This is a genomic window from Streptomyces sp. NPDC032198 (genome assembly GCF_040636975.1).
In the GTDB taxonomy this organism is placed as follows: domain Bacteria; phylum Actinomycetota; class Actinomycetes; order Streptomycetales; family Streptomycetaceae; genus Streptomyces.
The window spans coordinates 1-21,209 of the sequence record NZ_JBEZVL010000004.1; the positions used below are offsets into that span (position 1 = coordinate 1).

Sequence of the window (21,209 nt, forward strand, 5' to 3'; positions counted from 1 at the left end):
CGGTTGACGGTCTCCGTCAACCGACGCGCCCCCGGCCGTCCGGCCAGCGATGATGAAGGGATGACGCTGCGCATCGACATCACCGGCATGCCGCCCGCCCGCCTGTGCTTCGCCGCCTCCCCGCTGGCCGAACTGACCGCGATGCTGCACGCGTTGGCGGTCCCGGGGCATCACCCGCATCTCGCCGACTGGGTCGCGGACGTCCGGGCCGGGCTGCGACCGGAGCTGGCCGAGCGGCTGCAGGAGGCGGAGTTCCTCTGGCGTTCGTCGCAGGCCGACTTCCTGTTGCCCGCCCGCCCTCGGCCCACGCTCGCCCAGGAGTTGGACGACGGGGACCGGATCGACGACGAAACGTATGTGAGCGCCGCGCTCGTCACCACGTGCGGCAGCAACCGGGCCCCCCTCGCCGCGCCCTCCCCGCTCACCGACGTGGCCGCGCGCGAGCGGGCCCTGGATCTGGCCCAGGCCCGCGGCGCACGGCAGGAGGCCTTCGCCGAACGGCTGCTTGATGACCCAGCCGCCGTACGGGCACGGGTGCGCCACACCCTCGAACAGTGCGCCGAGGCCTTCTTCGACGCCGCCTGGGCCGGTGTCGGCGCCCGGCTCGCATCCGACCTGCGCCTGAAGAACGACCTTCTGAAGCACCAGGGCATCGACGCGGCACTCGCCTCGGTCTCCGGTGCCGTCGCGCTGTCGCCGGACGGCGACTGCATCACCGTGGACAAGCTGCAGGACAAGGCGACCGCCGCCCACGGCAGCGGGATCACCTTCATACCCAGCGTCTTCGGCAGCCCGCATCTCGTGGTGGTCCACGCGCCCGGCTGGCAGCCGGTGGTGCAGTACCCGGTGGCCGAGCCGAACCCGCCGCAGCCGGTGTCACTGGAGACGGTCGGGCTACGCCTGGAGGCGCTCGCCCATCCGGTACGGCTACGCCTCCTGCGCACCCTGGCCCGCGGCTCGCACACCACCGGCGAGCTGGCCCACACCTGGGAGTTGACGCCCCCGGAGGTCTCCCGCCACCTCGCCGTCCTGCGTCGCGCCGATCTGCTGTCGGCCCAGCGGCAGGGCCGCTACATCTACTACACCCTCAACGTCCCCGCGATGACGACCGTGGGCACGGACCTGCTGTCGGCCATGCTGCGCTAGGGCCGGGCACGGCGTCAGCGCAACCGGCGCAGGAAGACGTCGGACGCGGCGTTGGTGTCGTCGGTGACGAGGTTCCCTGCCGGTGAGTCGAACACCACCGAGCCGCCGTCCTCACTGACCCCCGTGCGCGGTCCGGGGTCGGTGTCCTCGAAGACCGATCCGTCCTCGCCGCTGATGAGTTGCACCTCCCCCGTCTGCATGTCCCGCAGGAAGACGTCCGCGCTGCTGTCGCCGTCGTCGTCGGGGGCGAGGTTGGGGGCGGCGGAGGTGAAGACCGCGTAGCGCCCGTCCCGGCTGAGCGACACGTCATCGCTGTCCCCGTCGGCCGGTGTGCCGTCCGCGGTGGCGCTGACCAGGCGCATGCGCTTGGTCTCACGGTCGTAGAGGAAGACGTTGTGCGAGCTGGTCGGGGGCGGTCCCTCGGGGCGGAGCACCCTGGACGACGAGGTGAACGCCACATAGCGCGCGTCTCCGCTGAGGACGGCGTCCCAGGACGGGGTCTTGCGGTTGTAGGCCTGCGGGATGCTGATGAGTTCCGTCGTGCCCTTCTCGCGGTCGCGCAGGAAGATGTCCGTCGCGAGGGAGTGGTCCTCCACGTCGGCCAGGTTCGATGCGTTGGAGGTGAAGGCGAGGTACCGGCCGCCGGAGTCACCCGCGAACGCGGGGGCGAACGCGTCGCCTTCGCCCTGCTTGCCCGCGTTGGTGAGCTGTGCCAGTTCCGTGGTCTTCTTCTTGCGGTCGTAGAGGAAGACGTCGTCCCGCTGGTTGGCGTCCCCCGCGACGAGATCCTCGGCGCCCGACGCGTATGCGACGTAGCGGCCGTCGCCGCTGACCACGGGGTCGTACGTCAGGTTGCGGCGAAGCCCGTCGTAGGACGCGCCCGTGGGGCTGATCCGTTGGGTCTTGCCGGTGTTCCGGTCGTGCAGGAAGACGTCGTCGAGGTCGTTCGGGTCGCCGCTCACGAGGTCGTCGGCCGTGGAGGTGAAGACCACGTACCGCCCGTCGGGGCTGAGCGATACCTCCCCTACGACACCGTGGCTCGCCTTTCCGTTGCTCTTGACGCTGACGCGCTCCGTTCTTCCGGTGCGCAGATCTCGTACGAAGGCGTCGGGCGTCCCGTTGGTGTCGTTCGCGACGAGGTTCCGGGACGCCGACACGAACGCGACGTAGCGGCCGTCGGCGCTGATGGCAGGCTGCGTCGAAGCGGCATTGCCCTGGGCGCCTCCCGGGCCGACGCTCACCCGCTCGGTGTGCGGCACGGGGGTGGGGGCCGCGGACGCGCCTGCGGGGGTGAGCACGGTCACGGCGCACAGGGCGGCGAGCCCGGCGCTCGCAGCCGTCACGCGCTGATGAACGGTCATCGGTTCCTCCTGGGTCGACAGCGGTCTCCGTGTGCCGTCCGGGCGCGCTCGCGCCGGGCACCACGGCCGGCAGCCCTTGCGTCGATCGGGCATGACCGGGTGCACCGCAGGCGAGCGAACACCGTGGAATCCGGGGGGTCAACGTGCCGGGTGTCCTCCGCGGTGCGGATGCGTCGGTTGCATCAGTGGAGCAGGACGGTTCGGCGGACTTTTGTGCCGTACTCGCGCGGAATGGGCAACCATCATTCGTGCGGTGCTTTCCCGGCGGGCAGGCCCTCTGGGAAAGCGCCTCACGGGGTCGGGTGATCCCCTGCCCACACCGCTGGGGTGCGGCCCGACCATGGGCTTGCCTGTTCAAGTTGTCCGGCGAGGCGGAAGAGCAGGCCTTCGAGCCCGTGGCCGGCGGCGAACTGCATGCCGATCGGCAGTCCCGTCCCGGCGTCGGCCATCAACGGCACCGACATGGCGGGCGTGCCCGCTACATTGAACGCCATGGTGAACGGCGAACGGTCGTTGAGCCGGTCGATCCAGCCGAGGCCGTCCAGTGCCTCCGCGCCCTCGGCATAGGCGCCCAGGGGCATGGGAAGCTCCGGCAAGGTCGGGGTGAGCAGGATGTCGTGACCGTCGTAGTACCGGGCAAGGCTTCGGGCGACGCGGTTGCGCATCGCGAGAGCGGCGACGAACTGGGCGCCGCTGACCCGCTGTCCGTAGTGGTATCCGGCCAGGGTCTCCGGTTCGAGGGTCGAGGTGTCGATGGGCCGGTCGAAGGCGGCGGCCAACTCGTCGACCAAGGCGGTCAGATTCGCGGTCATCAGACGGGCGTCGGCCAGCACGAACTCCTCCCACTCCACCCCGAGTTCGACCTCGGCCTCCTCCACCTGGTGACCGAGGGATTCGAGCAGACGCGCAGTACGGGCGAGGGCGTCGGCCACTGGTGCGGTGGGGCGGCGCCCGCCCCACGCCCGGGCAAGGACACCGATCCTCAGTGAACCCGGGTGGCGTCCGACCTCCTGCGCGTAGGGCCGGGCCGGCTCCTGCGCGAAGTAGGGGTCACCCGGTTCCGGTCCGCGTATCCGGTCGAGCAGTGCGGCACTGTCGCGCACCGTGCGGCTGAGACTGCCGTGCACACCGAGCCCGTTGAAGATCTCGTCGACGTCCGGGCCCATGGAGACCCGGCCCCGGGTGGGCTTCAGCCCGAAGAGGCCGTTGCAGGACGCGGGGATGCGGAGCGACCCCGCGGCGTCGGTGGCGTGGGCCATCGGGACCACCCCGGCCGCCACGGCCGCGCCCGCGCCCCCGCTGGAACCGCCCGCGCTGCGCTCCGGGTCCCACGGGTTGCGGACCGCCCCGTACGGAGCGGGTTCCGTCGTGATGCTGTACGCCATCTCGGGGGTCGCGGTACGCCCGAACGTCACGAGGCCGGCGCGGCGGAAGCGAAGCATCAGGGAGGAGTCGGCGTCGGCGATGTTGCCCGCGGCCAGCCGGCTGCCGAGTTCCATGCGTCGGCCTGCCATGGAGACACCTATGTCCTTGACCAGGAAAGGGACTCCGGCCAGCGGCGTGCTGCCGGGGCCCGGCCGGTCGTCGGCCTGCCATGTCTCCACGATGGCGTTGATCCGCGGATTGACCGCCTGCGCCGCCTCGTGTGCGGCTGCTTCCAGTTCGGCGGGGGTCACCTCACCCGCGGCCACCAGTTGCGCGAGCCCGGTCGCGTCGTAGGTCACGTACTCGGTCACTCTCACTGTCACTCCCAGCGGAAAGAAGGATACCGATGAGTGCCACACGATACCGATCGGTATCGTGTGGCACGGACTGGTACCGTAGCAGGCGTTGAGGCCCCCTCAACCGACGCACCTGACCGGCCTTAGGGAGCAGCAGTCATGACATCGACCGCCGGCAGACCCACCAGAGTGGCGAAGCTGCCGCCTCGCGAGCGCATCCTCGACGCGGCGGAAGAGCTGTTCCAGAGCGAGGGCATCCGGCGAGTGGGCGTCCAGGCGATCGCCGAGCGGGCCGAGACCACCAAGATGGCGATCTACCGGCACTTCGAGACCAAGGACGCACTGGTCGCGGAGTGGCTGCGGATCGTGGCCTCCGACTACCGAGCGGCTTTCGACCGGGTCGAGGCTGAACACCCCGGCCGCCCCAGGGAGCAGATCCTGGGCCTGGCCCGCTTCATCGCCGAGGGACTGCCGGCGATCTCGCACCGGGGCTGCCCGTTCATCAACTCCATCGCCGAGCTGCCCGACCGCGATCACCCCGCACGGCGAGTCATCGAGGAGCACAAGGCACACCAGACCCGCAGGCTGGTCGGCATGTGCACCGAGGCCGGACTGCCCGACCCCGAACAGGCCGCGGCCGAGATCACCTTCGTACTCGAAGGCGCACAGGTCAGCACGCAGAACGGAAGCATCGACCGGGCCGGGGACCGACTGATGACAATCGTCGAAGGGATCATTGATCAGCGTCGGTATCGGTGACAGCGGCGACCACGTCGGCGGGGAAGGCGAGTTTGTCTCCGGCGGCGGGCGGCGAATTGGTCTCCGCATCGGGCGGCGAACGCGCAGATGACCTGCCTGGCTCGGGCGGCACTTCCGCTCATCGGTAGCCTGCGTCTTCATGATGCGCGCCTGGGTTCTGCCGATGCTGCTGGTGCTGTGTGGTTCAGTCGTCTCGATCGGCTTGATCCTCGGCGGAAGTCCTGGCACGGCCGCCGCACTTCTGCTGGTGTTCGTGCTGCTGGCGGGCGTGAACTCGCCACTGTTCTTCCCGAGGCCGATCGGCGCGCTGGAGGCGCAGCACCGCAGCGCGGTCGACGGCCGGCCGATCGTCTTCTGGCGGGCGGGCTGCCAGTACTGCATACGCCTGCGTTTCCGCCTCGGGCGAAGCGCGCGCCAGTTGCACTGGGTCGACATCTGGCGCGACCCGGACGGAGCGGCAGCCGTGAGGGCGGCCAACGAGGGCAACGAGACCGTGCCGACCGTCGTCGTCGCGGGCCGGCCGCACGTCAACCCCGCTCCTGAGTGGGTGCGTGAGCAGGTCCGCCCTTCCCGGTGATCGAGAACGGGAGCGGCAGCGGCTGCGGAACCGGTGTTCTATTGCTGCGGGCTGCATGGGGACAGGTCACGTTCGTAGTGGGACGCTGTGAGTGTCCGGCGCCGCCGCCCGAGTGTGGCAGCGTCCGGGGGCGCGAGGGACCGGGGCTCCTCCTCGAAACGGCTCTCGCGCGAGGTGCCCCCGGCGGTGGGAGGTTGCGGGAGTTGCCTTGCCGCCGCGCCTGGAGGGCGGAGGCTGGGGCCGTATTGTCGGTGATGCGGCTCCAGTCGGCCTGAGGGCCGCCACCGGCCCGGGTGTCGAGGCGCCTGCGTCCGGTATCGGACCCGCGTCGTCCGCTCATCCGTTCAGGCGTTGTTTCCTTGCGCCACTCCAGGGCACCGCATCAGGTGGGACCCATCGGAAGTGCACACGCAACCAAAGTGCACCCGCACGGAAGCACGGTGCCCCGCCCCCGGCGGACGCCACGCGAGCAAGGAGACACATGAGCCGGCACACCCCCGAGCACCAGCCCTCGCACGACGAGGAGCACCCGCAGACCGCCGCCGACGAGATTCTGCACGAGGTGGAGGACGCCGAGACCCGCGTGGGGGACGACGGCAGGCGGCGCAAGCATGAAGGTGAAGCAGCAGACGCGCTGACGCCCAACGAAGGCGCGCAGGAAGACGTCCAGAAGCGCGACGCCTGACCACCCAAGCCCTCACTCCCCCACTACCTCTTGGGGCCTGCCCGACGGATCTTGGCGGATCACGCCGGACAGGCCCCTGGCCCATCGCCTCTGGCCCCGCGGAGGGTCAGCGCTTGAGCGTGAAGGTGAAGTCACCCGACAGCTTGCCGTTCAGCCGGACTGCCGAGACGAGCTTCCCCTCCGTGATCAGTCTCTCGACCTCGGCCCGTGAAAGGCCGCACCCCTCGGCGATCAGCCGCACCGGCCGGACCGGAATCCGCGCCGCGAACCGGACCGAGACGTCGATCACCTCGCGGTCCAGGTGATCCGATCCGCCGGTGTCAAGACGCCAGGCGTCGCCCCAGTCGAGGGCGATGCGATTACGGCGCCGCACAACCGGATCCTGGAGCAGCTCGGCTGCCAGGCCGGGGTCGTTGTCGTGCATCCGGTCCAGCAGTTCAGAACGTACGGAGCGCACATTCATCCGCTCCAGGACCGTGAGCTTGGCGGTCTCCCCGCAAGCGGTACAGAGCACGAGGAGCCAGGCGTCGAGGAGCTTGTGGTGGGCGTTGACGCGGAATTTGCCGTTCGCCCGGAAACGCTCCGACGCGCAAGCGTGGCAACGGCGGAGAACGGTCGGCAGGCAGGTGGGCATGACCACCCAGCTATTGAGCACAGAAGTACACCGGTTCCAGTGAGAAGTCCGCAGCAAAGAGCAGCGCGTCACGCATGCGCGACGCGCGACGAATCAGCGCTCGGGAAAACTCACAGGGTGTACAACGGCACATCCTTGCCTCGGCTACTCGGTCCGGCAGCACGCTAACGGCTCACGGCGGCGCTCTACCACTGGATTTCGAGCACCTCACCGCCAGCTCCGCCCCGGCGCATCAAGGGTGGATCAAGAGCGGTGCGGAGCCGGTCCGGCGGGCCTGCCGCCCTCTCCACAATCCGGCACATCGCCACCAATCGCCCCTGCGTATGCCCCTGTTTCAGGGCGGCCGTCACACCATCCACACCTCGGGTTAAGGTCTGCCTGGTGTGTGAGCAGCCGGCCCAGCGAACGGAGCTGGCGCGGGCGGCGTCAGCGACGTCGCGGCCGCTGCTCGCTGATCGACGAGAAGGATGGGGCAGCGTGCCGCCATGGGAGAGAACGTGACGAACATTCCGTCTGCGCCCCGACCCGAGGACCGGCCCGTGGGCCGATCCGGGGACGGGCCCTCTCAGGACTCAACTTCCCTCAGGAACGAGACGGAAGAGCTGCGCGCCACCGCCGAGCAGCTGCGCGGGCAGGTGTCCGAGCTGGAGGTCCAGGCACGCGCGCGCCCCAGGATCGCCATGGCCGAGGGTGTCCTGGTCGAACGGTATCGCCTGGCCAACGCGGAGGCGGCGTTCGACCTGCTGCGCCAGGCCTCCCAGCGGGCCAACGTCAAACTGCACCAGCTGGCCGCCGCGGTGGCCCGGACACCGGGGCCGCCGCCGGGCGCCAAGGCATGGTTCAGCGGACGAGAACAGCATCCGATGCCCGACCTCGGCTCGCTCGAGGCAGGCACCCTCAACGCGGCCAACCAGGGCGAGGTCCTCGGCGCCGCCCTGCAACGCGTCCTGACCATCACCGGTACGGACATGGGGAACGTGCAGCTGCTCGAGGACGGCGTCCTGCGGATGGCGAAGCACACGGGCCTGTCCCGGCAGTTCACCGACTTCTTCGCGTTCGTCGACGGAAACACCGCGTGCTCGAGAGCCGCCGCCGCCAGCAACCAGGTCACCGTCAAGGACGTGGCCTCGTCAGCCGGTTTCGACGACGAGACCCGCCAGGTGATCCTCACCGCCGGCAGCCGCGCCTGTCACAGCATCCCGCTCGTCGACGACCAGGACGTCGTCCGCGGTGTCATCTCCTCCCATCACGCGCGCCCCCTGGTCGGCTTCACCCAGGCGCAGCTCCAGACCCTGGACACCACGAGCCGCACGCTCGGCACCTGGATCAAGTGGTACCAGCACACCGTCCTCGTCGACGCCCTGGAAGACCTGCATCAACTGGCCCTCGCCACCCGCCGGTTGCCCCCAGGGACACTGGGGTAGGCAGTCAGTCGATGCCGGGCTTGCCGAACTCCTCGATCAATACGGGATATTGCTCCCCTCCGTGTCCGGTGGCGATCGAGCGGTCGGCCATGGTCTTGATCAGCCGCGGCAGTTCGACGCGGTCGCGACGGCAGCGGCTGGAGGATCAGATGCAGAAGCTCGCTCGCTCCCGCGACGCCCTCACCGGCTACATCGATGCGGCCGAGCGATCGGGCAGCGAGCGCTATCCCCCCTTCGACGAATCCGTCCCCGCCTGAGCCCTGTCGCGGCCGGGGCGGGGACGGCGGTCCGCCGGGGTCAGGGCTGGAGCGGCATCTTCCAGCAGGTGGAGGTGGCCGGCTTGCCGGAGAGCCGGTCGGTCAGCCAGGAGACGGCGTCGCCCTGGTCGGTGATGAGGGGCACGAGGTGATTGGTGAGGATCTTGTCGCCGAGGTTGGGCAGGACCAGGGGCTCATAGGTGACGTTGCCGCCCTTGCGGCACCAGTCCACGGCCAGTTGCCGGGCTTGCGCGTGCGGAACGATGTCGTCCTGCACGCCGGTCGCCAGCCGCACCGGACCGGTGGGCGTGAGCGTGCCGATGCGCTGCTTGTCCAGGGCGGCCTTTGCCCGGGGGTCGGCGGCGATGATGTCGCCGACGGACTTGCCGTCGGTGGTCCACTTGTTGCTCTTGGTGAAGCCGTAGCCGAACAGCGCGTCACCGACGCACATCGTCGAGGCGTCCTTCAGGGCCGCCTTCCCAGCGGTGCTGATGTGCGCGTCGACGACCGCACGCAGGTCGGGGTCCGCCTGGGCGAAGCCGGTGATCGACCAGGCGAGCGCACCGGCCAGGGCACTGCCGTCGATCCCCTTCATGACCGAGGTGAGGTCCGCCGGCGGGGCGCCCGAATAGGTGCCCGCCAGGTTGATGTCGGGGGCGTACGAGGACTGGAGCTCGGCCGCCGCCGCGCTGGCGCCACCGCCCTGGCTGTAGCCGTACAGACCGGTGCGGGACTCCGCGGTGACCGATGCCCCGGGTACGGCTCGGGCGGCGCGGGCCGCGTCCAGCAGGGCGTGCCCCTGGTCTAGGCGGTTGACGTAGGTGTGCACGCGGTCGGTGGCACCGAGGCCGACGTAATCGGTGAGGACTACGGCCGCCCCGGTGGCCAGGATCCGGTAGATGGCCAGGGCTTCGTAGCCCACGGACACCGTTTCGCCGTTGAGGGTCAGCGGGTGCTGGAGCGCGAACGACGGGGCGCACTGGTCGCCCTGCCCCATGGTGCCGGACGCCACTGCCACCAGCGGGCGCGGCCCGGGTTTCGTCCAGGCGGCCGAGGGCTCTATGTAGGCACCGGTCACCGCGACGGGCTGCCCGGCGGAGTCGGTGGACTTGTACATCAGGCGGCTCGCGGTGCCCGGCATGGGGCGCCCGTCCAGGCCGGGGATGCTCAGCCCGAGCGGCAGGGGCTCGGTTCGTATCAACGCGCCGTTGGCTGCGGGCAGTTCGGCGGGCGGGTTGTAGAAGGTGGGGATGGTGACACCCCGGGAGACGACGGGCTGCTCGTCGGCCGCGGTGGCCGGCGCCCCCGAGAGGCCCACGCAGACGGTGCCGGCGGCGATGCCCGCCACCAGACGCAGCCGGACGCCGGTGGCACGGCGGGTGGTCAACTCCCCCATATCCATGCGGACTTTGGGAATCGAGCGGGTGGTGGGGGCAGAACGCGAAGGCTGTCTCTTGCGGCTCATGGTGTGCTCCTCGCTCGGGGTCCCGAGATCGCCGGATCCCGGGATTCAGATGATGGTGTCGATGTCGTGGGCGGTGATGGCGTCCATCGCCCGCTCGGCCACGGCGGCGATGGTCATGGACGGGTTGCACGCGCCCGTGGCGCCCGGGAAGAGCGCGCCGTCGAGCACGTAGAGCCCGCGTTGTCCGCGCACGCGGCCGTCGATGTCGCACACGGTGCCCATCGGTGCTCCGCCCAGCGGGTGCCAGGTGCTGTTGACCAGGGAGTTGGTGTCCGTGAGCACACCGAGCACCTTGGACACCTCGGAGACCCGGCGCCGGATGTGCCGGTGGCTTGCGGCGTCGCCGTCCCGGGGCCAGTGCAGCGACACGGAGTCGGCGGAGGCGTCGTAACGGAAGTGGCCGCGATCGGGGCTCACCCCGAAACCGACCAGCATGGTCGTCCTGGTGTCGAGGCCCAGGGGCGGCAGCGACGCCTGGATGATCGTGTTCGCGGTGGCCGGGTCCTCCCACGCCTTGCTGCCGAAGACCACCGGGCCGCCCTGCTCGCTCCCGAAGTCGTCCCGCAGGTTCGTCCACGCGTAGATGCGATCGCCGTTGGTGCCCCATCCTTCACCGAGACCGTCGGGCAGGTCGGGGACGGCGCCGGTGGCCGCCGCGCGGACGAGGAGCTTGCTGGTGTTGACGCTGCCGACCGCCATGACCACGCGAGGCCGGCGACGCCGGTGAGCAGGGCGCGTCTACTGGGAGGGGGCATGAGCGGCTCCTGGACGGGCGGGTGGGGGCGACAGGCAAGCGCGACGTGATTGACGTGCGCATGACATATAGAGCCAACAAGGGTTACCCGCTGGTCACTTACGGGAGAGTAGGGCTCGGTGTCACTCTGTGACAAGACGTCTGCGTGCGTCACCTGGCGGCTCGCTATGCTGCCGTGATCTAGGCAGAGGAGAGTCGAGAGTGCGCGACGCGCCATCCACCGAGCCAGGGCGGACGACGGAGGACGACGTCAGACCGTCGCTCGTCCAACGGCGAAAAGCGGCTCTCCGCTTCGAGATCGCCCGTGCGGCCGTCCGCCTGTTCACCTCACAAGGCGTCACCGCCACGACAGGCGAGCAGATAGCGCAAGCCGTGGGGATCTCCGCCCGCACGATGTGGCGTCACTTCCCCACCAAGGAAAGCTGCGTGCTGCCCCTCCTGTCGGCGGGGCTGGACTTCGCCGTGGCGGAGCTGCGCAACTGGCCCGCGGAGACGAGCCTGCTGGACTTCTTCACGGAGACCTGCCGGGTCGGCGAACTGCCGGCCTACACCCCCGTCATCCTCGACCTGATCCGGATGACCTCCACCGACCCGGCACTGCGCGCGGTCTGGCTCCAGGCCCACGACGACGCCCTGCCCGTACTCGGCAGGCTCCTCGCCCAGCGGTCCGGCGGCAGCGCCGACGACCTGACCGTCAAGGTGCACGCGGCGACCCTCAACGGCGCACTGCGCGCGGCGGCGGAGGACTTCGCCCAGCGGTATGCGGATGACCCCGCGGCATCAGGCGAAGAGATCACCGCTTGCCTGCTCGCAGCCTTGCGGGCGGCGTCGGAGGGCTTGCCCTACTGACGCCTGAGGGGCTTGCTCCACCGGGGGCCGACGCCTGGGGCGGCAGACACCCAAGACCCGCGGCGCAGCACATGCTGGTTGTCGCTTCCGCATCCGGCATGCAAGTCTGAGCCGCCCGTGATCCACATCCTCACGCGCGCCACCCGGAAGGAGTCTGGACCATGCTGAAAGGCTGCACCCCGCGCCTGCCCGAGACCATAGGCCGCTACTACGACCAGGGGTATTACCAGGGCGCCGCCCTGCCCCAGCTCCTCGCCGAGCACGCCCGTACGTACGCCACCCGCACCGCCCTCGTACACGGCGAGCGTCGCCTCACGTACCGCGAGCTCGACCGCCGCGTCGACCGCATGGCTGCCGGACTCGCGCTCCGAGGCGTCCGGGCGGGCGACCGGGTCATCGTCCAGCTCCCGAACGTGCCCGAGTTCGTCATCACCGTCTACGCCCTCATGCGGGCCGGTGCCCTTCCGGTGCTGGCGCCCACCTCGTACCGCACCGACGAGATCGGGCACCTCACCCATGTCACCGAAGCCGCCGCGTACATCGGCCCCGGCGTCCATCGCGGCTTCGACCACGCGAAGATGGCCTCGCAGGTCAGCGACGACCATCCGCGTCTGCGCCGCGCTTTCACCCTCGACGACCCCGATGGCGGTCAGGGCGGCTTCGCCACCGCTCCCAGCGGATGTCTGTTCTTCCCCTTCAGCACCTTGGACGCTCCGCGCGACCCGGACCGCGCGTACGACCCCAACGACGCCGCGTTCTTCCTGCCCTCGGACAGGCCGTCGGACAGCGCAACGGCCCTTCCTGATCTGGTCCCGCGCACCCACAACGACTACGCGTACCAGACCCGCGCCGCAGCCGAACTCATCGGCCTCGGGCCTGAGGACGTCTACCTCGCGGCCCTCCCGGCCGCGTCCAACTTCATCTTCGGCTGTCCCGGCATCGTCGGAACCCTGGCGGCCGGCGGCACCGTCGTACTGATCGACGACCCCGAACCCGCCGACGTCTTCCGCGCGATCGAGACGGAAAAGGTCACGATCGCCTCCCTCACCCCCGCCGACGCCGAACCGTGGCTGAACGCCCTCCCCGACGGCCGGTACGACCTCTCCAGCCTGCGCCTCGTCCAGGTCGGCGACGCACCTCTCCAACCCGGACTCGCGGCCCGCATCCGGCCTGCCTTCGACTGCCGGCTCCAGCAGGTCTTCGGTATGGCCGAGGGGCTGGTCTCCCTCACCCGCCTCGCCGACACCGATGAGGTCATCCATCACACGCAGGGGCGCCCCCTCTCGCCGGGGGACGAGATCCGCCTCACCGACCCGGACGGCACCGACGTACCGGCGGGATCTCCGGGGCACCTCTGGACACGCGGCCCCTACACCCTGCGCGGCTACTACAAAGCCCCCGACCAGAACGCCCGCGCGTTCAACCCCGAGGGCTTCTTCAAGACCGGCGACATCGCCCGCCTCACCGTAGACGGCAACCTCGTCGTCGAAGGCCGCGCCTAGCTCGACGGCGGAGCGTTCACCGCCATGCCGCACCGAGCGCGGTGCGACATGGCGCGGCATCATTCGACCTGCGTACGGGCTCGTGGTTCGGACGCGGCGCCTGCCTGCATCAGCTGCGTGCACCACACGCATTCCTCGCCCGCATGTGCGGGCGAGTCCAACCAGTAGGCACCGGTGAGGAGTTGACCCTGGGGCGGCGCGGGAACCGTGTCTCTCGTGTCATCATCCATGTTCCGCCCAACGAGCCCTGATGGGCGGGGTTTTGGGGCGCCAGCCACACCACTCCCGCAAGCCGCCCATCTGCCTGAAGTTCCCTCCGCGGTGTCATCAATCGGCAAAGAACGGGTAGAAGAAGCGACTTCTGGGCCCTCGACGAGCGAGGAGTCACTCACCGTCAGGCGGGCCACATGGAGCCGGCGCGCGAAGGCCTGCAGCGCGCAGTCGCCTCCGAGCCGAACAACGTGGCCACGCATGTCGGCTTCCACTGCGGAAACCGTGTGCTCCGGCGTGACGGCGCATCAGGAGCGGTGGGTGCGTCTGCTTGGCTCCGAAGTCGGCGGAGCGATCGAAGTCCTTGTTCCCGGCGACCGGTCGTTCGGGGCCTGCTGACGTACGTGACTGACGTGTGTTCGACGTCTCGTTACGCCGGGCGCGCCGATGCGGCGCCACGTTGGCGGAAAACCGCGGCGCGACCGTGAAGAGTTGTTCAGCACAGTCAGAACAGGCAGGACCGGCGGGACAGGCAGTGCACGCATGCACGCGCTGTCCCGCCAGTACACAAAGGGAGACGGCAGATGCTGTTCGGTAAAGAGCATGTCGAGCGTTACGTGGCGACCGATGGCGCGGAAGGCCACGACTGGCAGAACACGACGGTGCTGATCCTCACCACCATCGGCCGCAAGAGCGGCGAGCAGCGCAGCACTCCGCTGATCTACCAGCCGTACGGCGACGACGTGCTCGTGGTGGCGTCCAACGGCGGAGCCGACGAGCCGCCCCTCTGGTTCCGCAACATCGAGGCGAACCCTGAGGTCCAGGTACAGGTGAAGGGCGACAAGTACACCGCCCGTGCACGCACCGCCACCCCGGACGAGAAGCCGGACATGTGGCGGACCATGGCCGCCACCTGGCCTGCCTATGACGACTACCAGCGCAAGACCGACCGGCAGATCCCGGTGGTGGTCCTGGAACGCGTCTGAGACGCAGGCCCTCGGAACGGATACGTACGCGAGGTGCGCGAGCCGCCTTCTGGCGTACGTATCCGTCGACGGCCTGGAGTAAGGGCCTGGGGCTGATGCAGGTGAGGGCCGCCCCAGCTCACCCGGCGAGGGCGGTCCGGAGGAACTCCAGGATCTCCGTGCGCGCGGCACCGGCCTGTGGGGCCACGGCCGGCACACTGAGGAAGGCGTGCCCCGCACCGGGGTATTCGGTGAGCCTCGCGGGCGTCCCGGCCGCTCGCAGCCGTTCGGCGTAGCGGCGGCCGTGATCGGCGAGCGGGTCGTGGGTCGGCACCACCACGAGTGCCGGGGCGAGCCCTTTGAGGTGGTCGGCGTACAGCGGCGAGAGCGCGCGGGGGTCGCTTCCCGGCGGTACGGCCAGCCGCTGGAACAGCCGCAGTTGGGGCAGGCCGAGGAAGGGGGTGTGGGCGTACTCGGTGATGGACGCGTGATCGAACAGCGTCTCGGTCACATCGACAGCGGGGTTGACCAGCACCTGCGCTCGCAGGCCCAGGCCTGCTTCCCTGGACCGGATCGCCGCCAGGGCGCTGATCAACGCGCCGCAGCTCTCGCCGAAGACGGCGGTCCGTGCCGGGTCGATGCCCCACTGCGCGGCATGCCGCACCACGTACTGGAGCGCGTCCCAGCCGTCGTCGACGGCCTCCGACAGCGGAGTGTCCTGGGCGACGAGGCGGTGCTCGACCGAGACGACGACCGCGGGCAGTTGGGCGGCCACGTAGCTGTTCGCCCAGTCGCACTGCACCGCCGTCCCCACGAAGCCTCCTCCGTGCACATGCAGCACGAGGGGCAGCCCGGTCCGGCCTTCGGACGGGGGCGAGGCTGACGGTCGGTAGACCCGGACCGGGATCTCGCGGCCGGGCAGCGCCACCTCCTGCCAGTTGATCGTGGCGCCGGGATCAGGGTCCCCGGTGAACGTCCGCGCCTCGGCGGACGCCCGGAAGCGGTTCTCCGCGTCGCGGTAGGCGAGCAGTTCCTCGGCCGTCATCGCCAGCCAGTCCGGCTCCGGCGGGCGCTCCGTAGCAGTGCTCTCACTCATGTTCTTCTCCTTGTTCGGTCGCCCAGTTGCCCGGTTGCTCAGTTGCTCAGTTGCTCAGTTGCCCGGAGAGTTACGCGACCCCGGGTATCGATACTCAAGGTAGCGAAAACAGGTAGGGTATGGCTATGGCTTCGACAACTTCCGGCAGGCCGCCCGGCCGTCCCCGCGCCGGCGTCAACTCCGCGGTGTTCACCGCCACGCTGAGCACGGTGCGGGAACTGGGCTACGCGCAGGCCACCGTCGAGCGCATCGCCGCCGCGGCGGGCGTCGCGAAGTCGACGGTCTACCGGCGCTGGCCGTCGAAGGGCGCGCTGATCGTGGACTGCCTCCTCGACGCGTTCGGCCCGGTGCCGCTGGAGGGCGCGAGCCGCGCCGAGCTCATGTCCTCGACCATCCGCTGGGTCGCGGGGAAGATCGGCGAACCCGGGGTGGGTGATGCGTTCGCCGGTGTGTTCAGCGATGCCGTCAGCGACCCGGCCCTGCGCGAGATCCTCTCCACGCGGTTGCAGGACCCGTATCGGATCGCGCTCCAGGAGGCCCTCGGCGAGCCCGAGAACCGGGTCCTGTTCTTTATCGACGTCGTCGTCGGAGTCCTGCTGCACCGGATGGGCATGACGGGCGAGCCGATGGTCGACGCCGATGTCGACGCGCTGGTGGCGATGGTGCTGCCGCACTTCGCCGACGGCGCCGCCCCCGCTTGACCCTGGGAACGGACGTGTCCGTCAGTCGCCTGCCGTGAGCAGCGCTTCTCCCACACTCGTCCGCGCATAGAGCACAAGACGCCCCGTCCGGTGCGCCGTCACCAGACCCGCCGCCCGCATCGCCGTCAGATGCTGCGACACACCTCCGGCGGTGAGGCCGGTGCGCGCGGCGAGGTCGGTCGTGGTGGCGGGGGCCGTGAGCTGGGTGAGGAGAAGGGTCCGGGAGCGGCCGAGGACGGCGGCCAGGGCGGTGGAGGGCGCCGTGGCACGGGGGTGCCACAGCGTGCCGACGCCGCGGGGCGGGTACCGCAGGGTCGGCTGCCAGGGGTCGAAGCCGATCGTGGAGAAGATGCGCGGCCAGATGAACGCCGAGGGGCACAGCAGGAGTCCGCGGCCGTCCAGGGTGCGCTCGCCGCGGACGAAGCGGTGCTCCAGGTTCAAGGTGCCTGATTTCCAGGCGAGTTGGGGGTCCAGGTCGTCGAAGAGACGCCGGGCGCCACCCTCGGCCAGGAGCGTGGCGCGGTGCAGGATGTCGCCTTCGAGCAGGGTGCGGATGCGCGGCCAGTGCGGGGCGATCGCCACGTCCCAGTAGGCGGCGATGGTGTCCGCGAGCCGCCCGAGGCCGCGCTCCGGGTCCGCGCGCAGGGCTTCGACGCCTGCCTGCGCCGCGTCCGACGAGGTGCGCAGAAGCTCGTACGGGGTCGTGCGCAGGGCCGCCAACTCCACGTCCAGGGAGGGCTGCGGGGTGGTCGGCGGGGGAACCAGGAAACCCGGGATGCCGTACGTGGGGACCTGGACCAGGGCGGAGAGCGGGGACAGGTCCAGTTTCGCGGCCGCGAGGCGGGGGCGGACCTGATCGGCCCAACGCCGGTGCAGTCCCTGTTCGTCTGCGCCTTTGAGGACCCGCACGCTGGCCACGACCTCCCACAGCGGGGAGACCGCGAAGCGGGTGCGGGCGACGTCCTCGGCCGTGAACTCGATCTGCAGCATTCAGCTCAGGCTAAATCATTGGGGTGCCGCCCAGGCCGTGGGGCAGTTTGGCCGCCATGATCAGACGACCGGACCAGCCGCCCAGCACCTCCGACTCCCTCTGGACAGCCGACTTCCGCGCGCTGTTCACCGCGAGCGCGATCAGCCAGCTCGGCACCAACATCGGGTACGTCGCCCTCCCGCTGCTCGCCGTCTCCGCACTGGACGCGAGCGCCGGCCAGGTGGGACTCCTCGCCGCCCTCGGCACCGCGGCCTTCCTGCTCATCGGGTTGCCCGCGGGAGCCTGGGTGGACCGGATGCGGCAACGGCGGGTGCTGATCGCCGCGGATCTGGTGCGGGCAGCGCTCTTCGCCTCGATCCCGGTGGCCTGGGGGCTCGACCGGCTCACGCTCGGCCAGCTCTACGTGGTCGCGCTGCTCAATGGCTGCGCGACCGTGTTCTTCGACGTCGGCTCGCAGACCGTGCTGCCCCAACTGGTGGGCCGCGACGGGCTGGTGCGGGCCAACGCCGCGATGGTGAGCCTCCAGGCCGCGGGCAGCATCGGGGGCCGCGGCGCGGGCGGCGGACTCGTCCAGCTGCTCACCGCGCCGCTCGCGGTGGTCTGCAGCGCCGCCGGATATCTGGCCTCGGCGATCAGTCTCACGCGCGTACGCCCGTCTCAGCCGGTCCCGACCCGAGGAGAGCGCACCACCGGACTGCGCACGGAGATAGCACAGGGCCTGCGGCACGTACTGGGCAACCAGGAACTGCGCGCCCTCGCCTTCTCCGCCGCCCTGCTCAACTTCGGTTCGGTGATCGTGAACACGCTGCTCCCGGTGCTCTTCGTGCGGGAACTCGAGCTGCCCGAGGGGGTGCTTGGCCTCTACTGGGCGGCGGGCGGCCTCGGGATCCTCCTCGGCGCGCGCACCGCCCGCGCCATCGCCGGGCGGTTCGGCTACGGCCGTACCCTCGGCCTCGTCGGCCTCTGGCTGGCCCCCGGAGCGCTGCTCGTACCACTGATCGACCGCGGCGGCTGGCTGTATGTGGCGGGCGCCGGCTGGCTGATGGTGACCTTCAAGATGGGCGTCGACAACGTGCTCGGGGTGAGCCTGCGCCAGCAGCTGACGCCAAACGCCCTGCTCGGCCGTATGAACGCCACTTTCCGCTTTCTGCTGACCGGTGCGATCGCGGTGGGCTCCGCGGTGGCGGGAGCGCTCGGCGAGTTCGCCGGAATCGACACCGCGCTGTGGGTGGGCGGCGCGCTGATGTCGGTCGCGTTCCTGCCGGTCCTGCTGTCCCCGGTCCGCATTCGGCGCGAACTCCCTCAGCCCGACGTCCCGAGCGGGCCACGCCCGGCACCCGCGACGAAGCCGGCCTGAGCGGCGCGAGGAGTTGCCGTCGTTTGACGCGATCTGGCCTGCCTACCCGTCCGTGACGAGGGCAGGCATGCCAGCGAGGCAGCCTCTCAAGTGCCGCGCCGACCAGGAGATCTCGCCGGCTCCTGAGCACTTGGCCGAGGAGCGGGCCTCGCCTCTCGAGGAGGGAGCACTCCAGGCGGGGCCCGCGCAGACATACCCTGGTGATCCGGCGGTCTGCCCACCCCGGAGCGGCACCGACTGCGCCCGGGGTGTCCTGCAAGCAGCGTTCCACTTATGCCGTGCGTGCGGCGCAGCATTTCGGGGCATATTCATGCGCGACGGACGAGCAACCAGGAGGCCGCCCTCTGACCGAGCCCACCCGCACACCTCGTCGGCCCCATCCACGCACCTGAGGAGACCGCCCGGTATGGCTCCCGCCTCATCCGAACCGCTCCATGTGGATACGGTCTTGGGCCTGGATCCCGTACTGGTGCGTGTGTCCGGGGACCTGGACATCGAGAGCGCGCCCACGCTGAGAACCGCGCTGGAGCCCTTGCTGACCAGGAGCGTCGAGTTGGATCTCGCCAACGTCACGTTCATCGACTCCTCCGGCGTCAACGAACTGCTGTCCCATCACGAACGGTGCCGGGCGGCGGACGGCCGCCTGGTCGTGCTCCATCCGTCCAGGGCCGTACGGCAGATCCTCCAGCTCCTCGGCGTGGACGGGCTGCTGGCGGGTCGGCGCAGGACCGACGGGACGCGTGACCCGGGGGACGACACACCGGGTCTGTTCTAGCCCTTCCGCGATGCTCCCCTGCTCGGTGTTATTCGGTGTTCGAAACACCGCGTGCCCCTTACAGTGACCCGCGATGACACTCCTACACGCACATGACTACGGGGGCGAAGGCCCTCAACTGGTTCTCCTGCACGGTTTCTCACGGTCACTCACCGACTGGGACGCCTCGGCCGCATTCCTCACCGCCGGGCACCGTGTTCTCGCCGTCGACCTTCCCGGACACGGCCGCTCTCCTCGTATCTCCCCCTGGACCATCCCCGCCGTGCTGCGGGACATCGCGGAGACCCTCGACGCCCACGGGGTGTCGGAGGCCCTGCTGGTGGGCCACTCCCTGGGTGGAATGATCGCCGTCGAGTACGCCCGGGCCTACCCGGAGCGTGCCCGCGCCGCCGTGAATCTCGACGGCTTCTGGTGGGCACGCGCATACCCCGGCGCCGAACGCGTGAGTGAGGGGATGCTGGCGACGGCCGGGGCCATCGCGCCACCCGACTACGTCGAGCAGAAGGTCGACGCCGCCGTCCGGTTCGGGATTCCCGCCGATCGTGCGGAGGCCGCTGCCCGCGCTGCCGCACGCCCGTTGCCCGACGGCAGGTGGCAGACGCTGCCGGAGCCGGCGGCGGCGAGGGAGATCGTGGACGAACTCCACCGGCTCTCCGCGCTCGGTGTCACGGCATGGCTGGAAGGGGTCGAGCGCCCGCTGCTGGTGGTACAGGCCGGGCGACATCTGCCGCCGGCGCCCGGCATGGAGTGGTTCGCCGACTTCAGCGCCCGGTTCGCCCAAGAGGTCTCCGACGATCTTGACGTGCTCTCCCACGCCCGGCCGACCGTCACCGTCCACCGGATCGAGGCCACCCACCCCATGAACATGGAGGTTCCTGAGGCGGTGGCGACGCTGGTCGCCGAGTACGTTCAACAACTGCCCGCCCAACGGACGTGAGAAAGCCCCGTTGCCCTGCCTTCGGGCAGGGCAACGGGCTCGTGCGGGCGCGGCGTCGCGGAGATCCGCAGAGCGCACCGGGAGGCGAGGCAGGCGGCGACGATGCCGCGGGCGCTCGGCCGGTCGGCTTGGTGGCCGAGCCGGCCGAACTGGGCGCCTACCGTGCCCTGTTCGCCCAGACGGGGGCCTACGACGCCCAGGTGTTCGTCCGCACGACCCTCGGCCCGCTCCTCGATCACGACCGGGAGCGGGGGCGGGGCGGCGACCTGGCGGCCACGGTGGCGATGTACCTGGCCAACGCGCAGCACCACGCCCGCACCTGCTCGGGCCTGCACATCCACGCCAATACGCTCTACCAGCGCTTCAACCGGGCCGACGATCTCCTCGGCGAGGGCCGGCGCAACGCGGACCGGGCCCTGGACATCCAACTCGCCCTGCGTCTGCACGGCCTGGCGCGCCGACTGGCCTGACGGAGACCTAGGCTCTGGCACATGCTGAAACTCGGAGTTCCCGTCATCGGCGTCGGCGACATCCCCCGCGCGGTGACCTTCTGGACGCAGGCGCTGGACCTGGTGGCCACCGAGGAGTGGAAGAGCGAGGCCTGGCGGACGCTCGACCACGCGGACGGCTCCGGCCGGGCCCTCGGGCTGCAGCACAGCACGTCACCGGCGGAGCCCCGGCCGCGTCTCCACCTGGACCTGTTCACCGACACCACGGAGGAACAACGAGCCGAGGTCGGGCGGCTGATCTCACTGGGTGCGCGCGCCGTCGAGTGGGAGCTGTATCCGCCGGACCCCGACTTCGTCGTCCTCGCCGACCCGGACGGCAACCTCTTCTGCGTGGTCGACCTGAGCCGTGCGCCCAGCGGCAGCAACCCGCCGCTCACCTGACGGCCACCCCTCTCCCCCGGCGCCCCTCCAACTCCCCTCGGTGGCCGACCCCGCGAGGGTCGCCGCCGCACCGCTCCCGCCTTGTCAGGGACTTCGACGCCCGTCGGCACGTCACCGGGATCTGGGGCGGCACGGCCCAGCCCGCCACGCGCC

Annotated in this window: 21 protein-coding genes; 14 read left to right on the forward strand and 7 right to left on the reverse strand. The window is 70.4% G+C overall.

From position 1 onward, the window contains the following. Positions 1–60 precede the first annotated feature (60 nt). Positions 61–1,146: a DUF5937 family protein gene (locus AB0E78_RS10855; RefSeq protein WP_361831713.1), complete on the forward strand. Its 1,086-nt coding sequence runs from the start codon at positions 61–63 to the stop codon at positions 1,144–1,146. A 14-nt stretch (positions 1,147–1,160) separates the two neighbouring features. Here the strand turns inward: AB0E78_RS10855 and AB0E78_RS10860 are convergent, their stop codons facing one another. Together AB0E78_RS10860 and AB0E78_RS10865 are read right to left on the reverse strand one after the other, a co-directional pair. After that, positions 1,161–2,507 (reverse strand): hypothetical protein, encoded by a 1,347-nt coding sequence (locus AB0E78_RS10860; RefSeq protein ID WP_361830487.1) that lies wholly within the window; start codon positions 2,505–2,507, stop codon positions 1,161–1,163. 290 nt (positions 2,508–2,797) lie between these two features. Continuing rightward, entirely contained in the window at positions 2,798–4,249 is a 1,452-nt protein-coding gene (locus AB0E78_RS10865) for an amidase (protein ID WP_361830489.1), read from the reverse strand. 138 nt (positions 4,250–4,387) lie between these two features. On the opposite strand from AB0E78_RS10865, the gene AB0E78_RS10870 reads away from it, so the two are divergent. From AB0E78_RS10870 to AB0E78_RS10880, 3 genes are all read left to right on the forward strand, one after another. Next, entirely contained in the window at positions 4,388–4,987 is a 600-nt protein-coding gene (locus AB0E78_RS10870) for a helix-turn-helix domain-containing protein (RefSeq protein WP_361830491.1), read from the forward strand. Between the two features lie 139 nt (positions 4,988–5,126). Then, the gene (locus tag AB0E78_RS10875; protein ID WP_361830493.1) at positions 5,127–5,564 is read left to right on the forward strand and encodes a glutaredoxin domain-containing protein; all 438 of its coding nucleotides are present in this window, start codon (positions 5,127–5,129) and stop codon (positions 5,562–5,564) included. 481 nt (positions 5,565–6,045) lie between these two features. Further along, complete coding sequence (locus AB0E78_RS10880; protein WP_361830494.1) at positions 6,046–6,249, forward strand: hypothetical protein; 204 nt, start codon at positions 6,046–6,048, stop codon at positions 6,247–6,249. 106 nt (positions 6,250–6,355) lie between these two features. Here the strand turns inward: AB0E78_RS10880 and AB0E78_RS10885 are convergent, their stop codons facing one another. After that, positions 6,356–6,904: a DUF1062 domain-containing protein gene (locus AB0E78_RS10885; protein WP_361830496.1), complete on the reverse strand. Its 549-nt coding sequence runs from the start codon at positions 6,902–6,904 to the stop codon at positions 6,356–6,358. 518 nt (positions 6,905–7,422) lie between these two features. On the opposite strand from AB0E78_RS10885, the gene AB0E78_RS10890 reads away from it, so the two are divergent. Further along, complete coding sequence (locus AB0E78_RS10890; protein WP_361830498.1) at positions 7,423–8,307, forward strand: GAF and ANTAR domain-containing protein; 885 nt, start codon at positions 7,423–7,425, stop codon at positions 8,305–8,307. A 297-nt stretch (positions 8,308–8,604) separates the two neighbouring features. Here the strand turns inward: AB0E78_RS10890 and AB0E78_RS10895 are convergent, their stop codons facing one another. Both AB0E78_RS10895 and AB0E78_RS10900 read right to left on the reverse strand, forming a co-directional pair. After that, positions 8,605–9,960, reverse strand: a complete 1,356-nt coding sequence (locus tag AB0E78_RS10895) for a lipase family protein (protein ID WP_361831715.1) — start codon at positions 9,958–9,960, stop codon at positions 8,605–8,607. A gap of 114 nt (positions 9,961–10,074) precedes the next feature. Next, positions 10,075–10,728, reverse strand: coding sequence for a GMC oxidoreductase (locus AB0E78_RS10900; protein ID WP_361830500.1), 654 nt, complete (start codon positions 10,726–10,728; stop codon positions 10,075–10,077). Between the two features lie 256 nt (positions 10,729–10,984). On the opposite strand from AB0E78_RS10900, the gene AB0E78_RS10905 reads away from it, so the two are divergent. The 3 genes from AB0E78_RS10905 (at position 10,985) to AB0E78_RS10915 (ending at position 14,330) form a co-directional block, all read left to right on the forward strand. After that, the gene (locus tag AB0E78_RS10905) at positions 10,985–11,632 is read left to right on the forward strand and encodes a helix-turn-helix domain-containing protein (protein ID WP_361830502.1); all 648 of its coding nucleotides are present in this window, start codon (positions 10,985–10,987) and stop codon (positions 11,630–11,632) included. A gap of 161 nt (positions 11,633–11,793) precedes the next feature. Then, a complete protein-coding gene (locus AB0E78_RS10910; protein WP_361830504.1) occupies positions 11,794–13,134 on the forward strand; it encodes an AMP-binding protein in 1,341 nt (446 codons plus the stop codon). A gap of 794 nt (positions 13,135–13,928) precedes the next feature. Further along, the gene (locus AB0E78_RS10915) at positions 13,929–14,330 is read left to right on the forward strand and encodes a nitroreductase family deazaflavin-dependent oxidoreductase (protein ID WP_361830506.1); all 402 of its coding nucleotides are present in this window, start codon (positions 13,929–13,931) and stop codon (positions 14,328–14,330) included. Positions 14,331–14,448: 118 nt separating this feature from the next. Here the strand turns inward: AB0E78_RS10915 and AB0E78_RS10920 are convergent, their stop codons facing one another. After that, a complete protein-coding gene (locus AB0E78_RS10920) occupies positions 14,449–15,405 on the reverse strand; it encodes an alpha/beta hydrolase (RefSeq protein WP_361830508.1) in 957 nt (318 codons plus the stop codon). 125 nt (positions 15,406–15,530) lie between these two features. On the opposite strand from AB0E78_RS10920, the gene AB0E78_RS10925 reads away from it, so the two are divergent. Then, positions 15,531–16,106, forward strand: coding sequence for a TetR/AcrR family transcriptional regulator (locus AB0E78_RS10925; RefSeq protein ID WP_361830510.1), 576 nt, complete (start codon positions 15,531–15,533; stop codon positions 16,104–16,106). A 21-nt stretch (positions 16,107–16,127) separates the two neighbouring features. On the opposite strand, the gene AB0E78_RS10930 is transcribed toward AB0E78_RS10925, so the two are convergent. Beyond that, a complete protein-coding gene (locus tag AB0E78_RS10930) occupies positions 16,128–17,096 on the reverse strand; it encodes an ArsR family transcriptional regulator (RefSeq protein WP_361830511.1) in 969 nt (322 codons plus the stop codon). A 56-nt stretch (positions 17,097–17,152) separates the two neighbouring features. On the opposite strand from AB0E78_RS10930, the gene AB0E78_RS10935 reads away from it, so the two are divergent. From AB0E78_RS10935 to AB0E78_RS10955, 5 genes are all read left to right on the forward strand, one after another. Beyond that, positions 17,153–18,454, forward strand: a complete 1,302-nt coding sequence (locus AB0E78_RS10935) for an MFS transporter (protein ID WP_361830513.1) — start codon at positions 17,153–17,155, stop codon at positions 18,452–18,454. Between the two features lie 406 nt (positions 18,455–18,860). Continuing rightward, entirely contained in the window at positions 18,861–19,229 is a 369-nt protein-coding gene (locus AB0E78_RS10940) for an STAS domain-containing protein (protein ID WP_361830515.1), read from the forward strand. A gap of 73 nt (positions 19,230–19,302) precedes the next feature. Next, positions 19,303–20,166, forward strand: coding sequence for an alpha/beta fold hydrolase (locus AB0E78_RS10945; RefSeq protein ID WP_361830517.1), 864 nt, complete (start codon positions 19,303–19,305; stop codon positions 20,164–20,166). A gap of 131 nt (positions 20,167–20,297) precedes the next feature. After that, positions 20,298–20,636, forward strand: coding sequence for a helix-turn-helix domain-containing protein (locus AB0E78_RS10950; protein ID WP_361830519.1), 339 nt, complete (start codon positions 20,298–20,300; stop codon positions 20,634–20,636). Positions 20,637–20,657: 21 nt separating this feature from the next. Continuing rightward, the gene (locus AB0E78_RS10955; RefSeq protein WP_361830521.1) at positions 20,658–21,056 is read left to right on the forward strand and encodes a VOC family protein; all 399 of its coding nucleotides are present in this window, start codon (positions 20,658–20,660) and stop codon (positions 21,054–21,056) included. Positions 21,057–21,209 lie beyond the last annotated feature (153 nt).

Coding starts and splice junctions, on each gene's coding strand:
- AB0E78_RS10855 (WP_361831713.1), top strand. CDS start 61: ATGACGCTGCGCATCGACATCACCGGCATGCCGCCCGCCCGCCTGTGC.
- AB0E78_RS10860 (WP_361830487.1), bottom strand. CDS start 2,507: ATGACCGTTCATCAGCGCGTGACGGCTGCGAGCGCCGGGCTCGCCGCC.
- AB0E78_RS10870 (WP_361830491.1), top strand. CDS start 4,388: ATGACATCGACCGCCGGCAGACCCACCAGAGTGGCGAAGCTGCCGCCT.
- AB0E78_RS10875 (WP_361830493.1), top strand. CDS start 5,127: ATGATGCGCGCCTGGGTTCTGCCGATGCTGCTGGTGCTGTGTGGTTCA.
- AB0E78_RS10880 (WP_361830494.1), top strand. CDS start 6,046: ATGAGCCGGCACACCCCCGAGCACCAGCCCTCGCACGACGAGGAGCAC.
- AB0E78_RS10895 (WP_361831715.1), bottom strand. CDS start 9,960: ATGGGGGAGTTGACCACCCGCCGTGCCACCGGCGTCCGGCTGCGTCTG.
- AB0E78_RS10900 (WP_361830500.1), bottom strand. CDS start 10,728: ATGGCGGTCGGCAGCGTCAACACCAGCAAGCTCCTCGTCCGCGCGGCG.
- AB0E78_RS10910 (WP_361830504.1), top strand. CDS start 11,794: ATGCTGAAAGGCTGCACCCCGCGCCTGCCCGAGACCATAGGCCGCTAC.
- AB0E78_RS10915 (WP_361830506.1), top strand. CDS start 13,929: ATGCTGTTCGGTAAAGAGCATGTCGAGCGTTACGTGGCGACCGATGGC.
- AB0E78_RS10920 (WP_361830508.1), bottom strand. CDS start 15,405: ATGAGTGAGAGCACTGCTACGGAGCGCCCGCCGGAGCCGGACTGGCTG.
- AB0E78_RS10925 (WP_361830510.1), top strand. CDS start 15,531: ATGGCTTCGACAACTTCCGGCAGGCCGCCCGGCCGTCCCCGCGCCGGC.
- AB0E78_RS10930 (WP_361830511.1), bottom strand. CDS start 17,096: ATGCTGCAGATCGAGTTCACGGCCGAGGACGTCGCCCGCACCCGCTTC.
- AB0E78_RS10935 (WP_361830513.1), top strand. CDS start 17,153: ATGATCAGACGACCGGACCAGCCGCCCAGCACCTCCGACTCCCTCTGG.
- AB0E78_RS10940 (WP_361830515.1), top strand. CDS start 18,861: ATGGCTCCCGCCTCATCCGAACCGCTCCATGTGGATACGGTCTTGGGC.
- AB0E78_RS10945 (WP_361830517.1), top strand. CDS start 19,303: ATGACACTCCTACACGCACATGACTACGGGGGCGAAGGCCCTCAACTG.
- AB0E78_RS10955 (WP_361830521.1), top strand. CDS start 20,658: ATGCTGAAACTCGGAGTTCCCGTCATCGGCGTCGGCGACATCCCCCGC.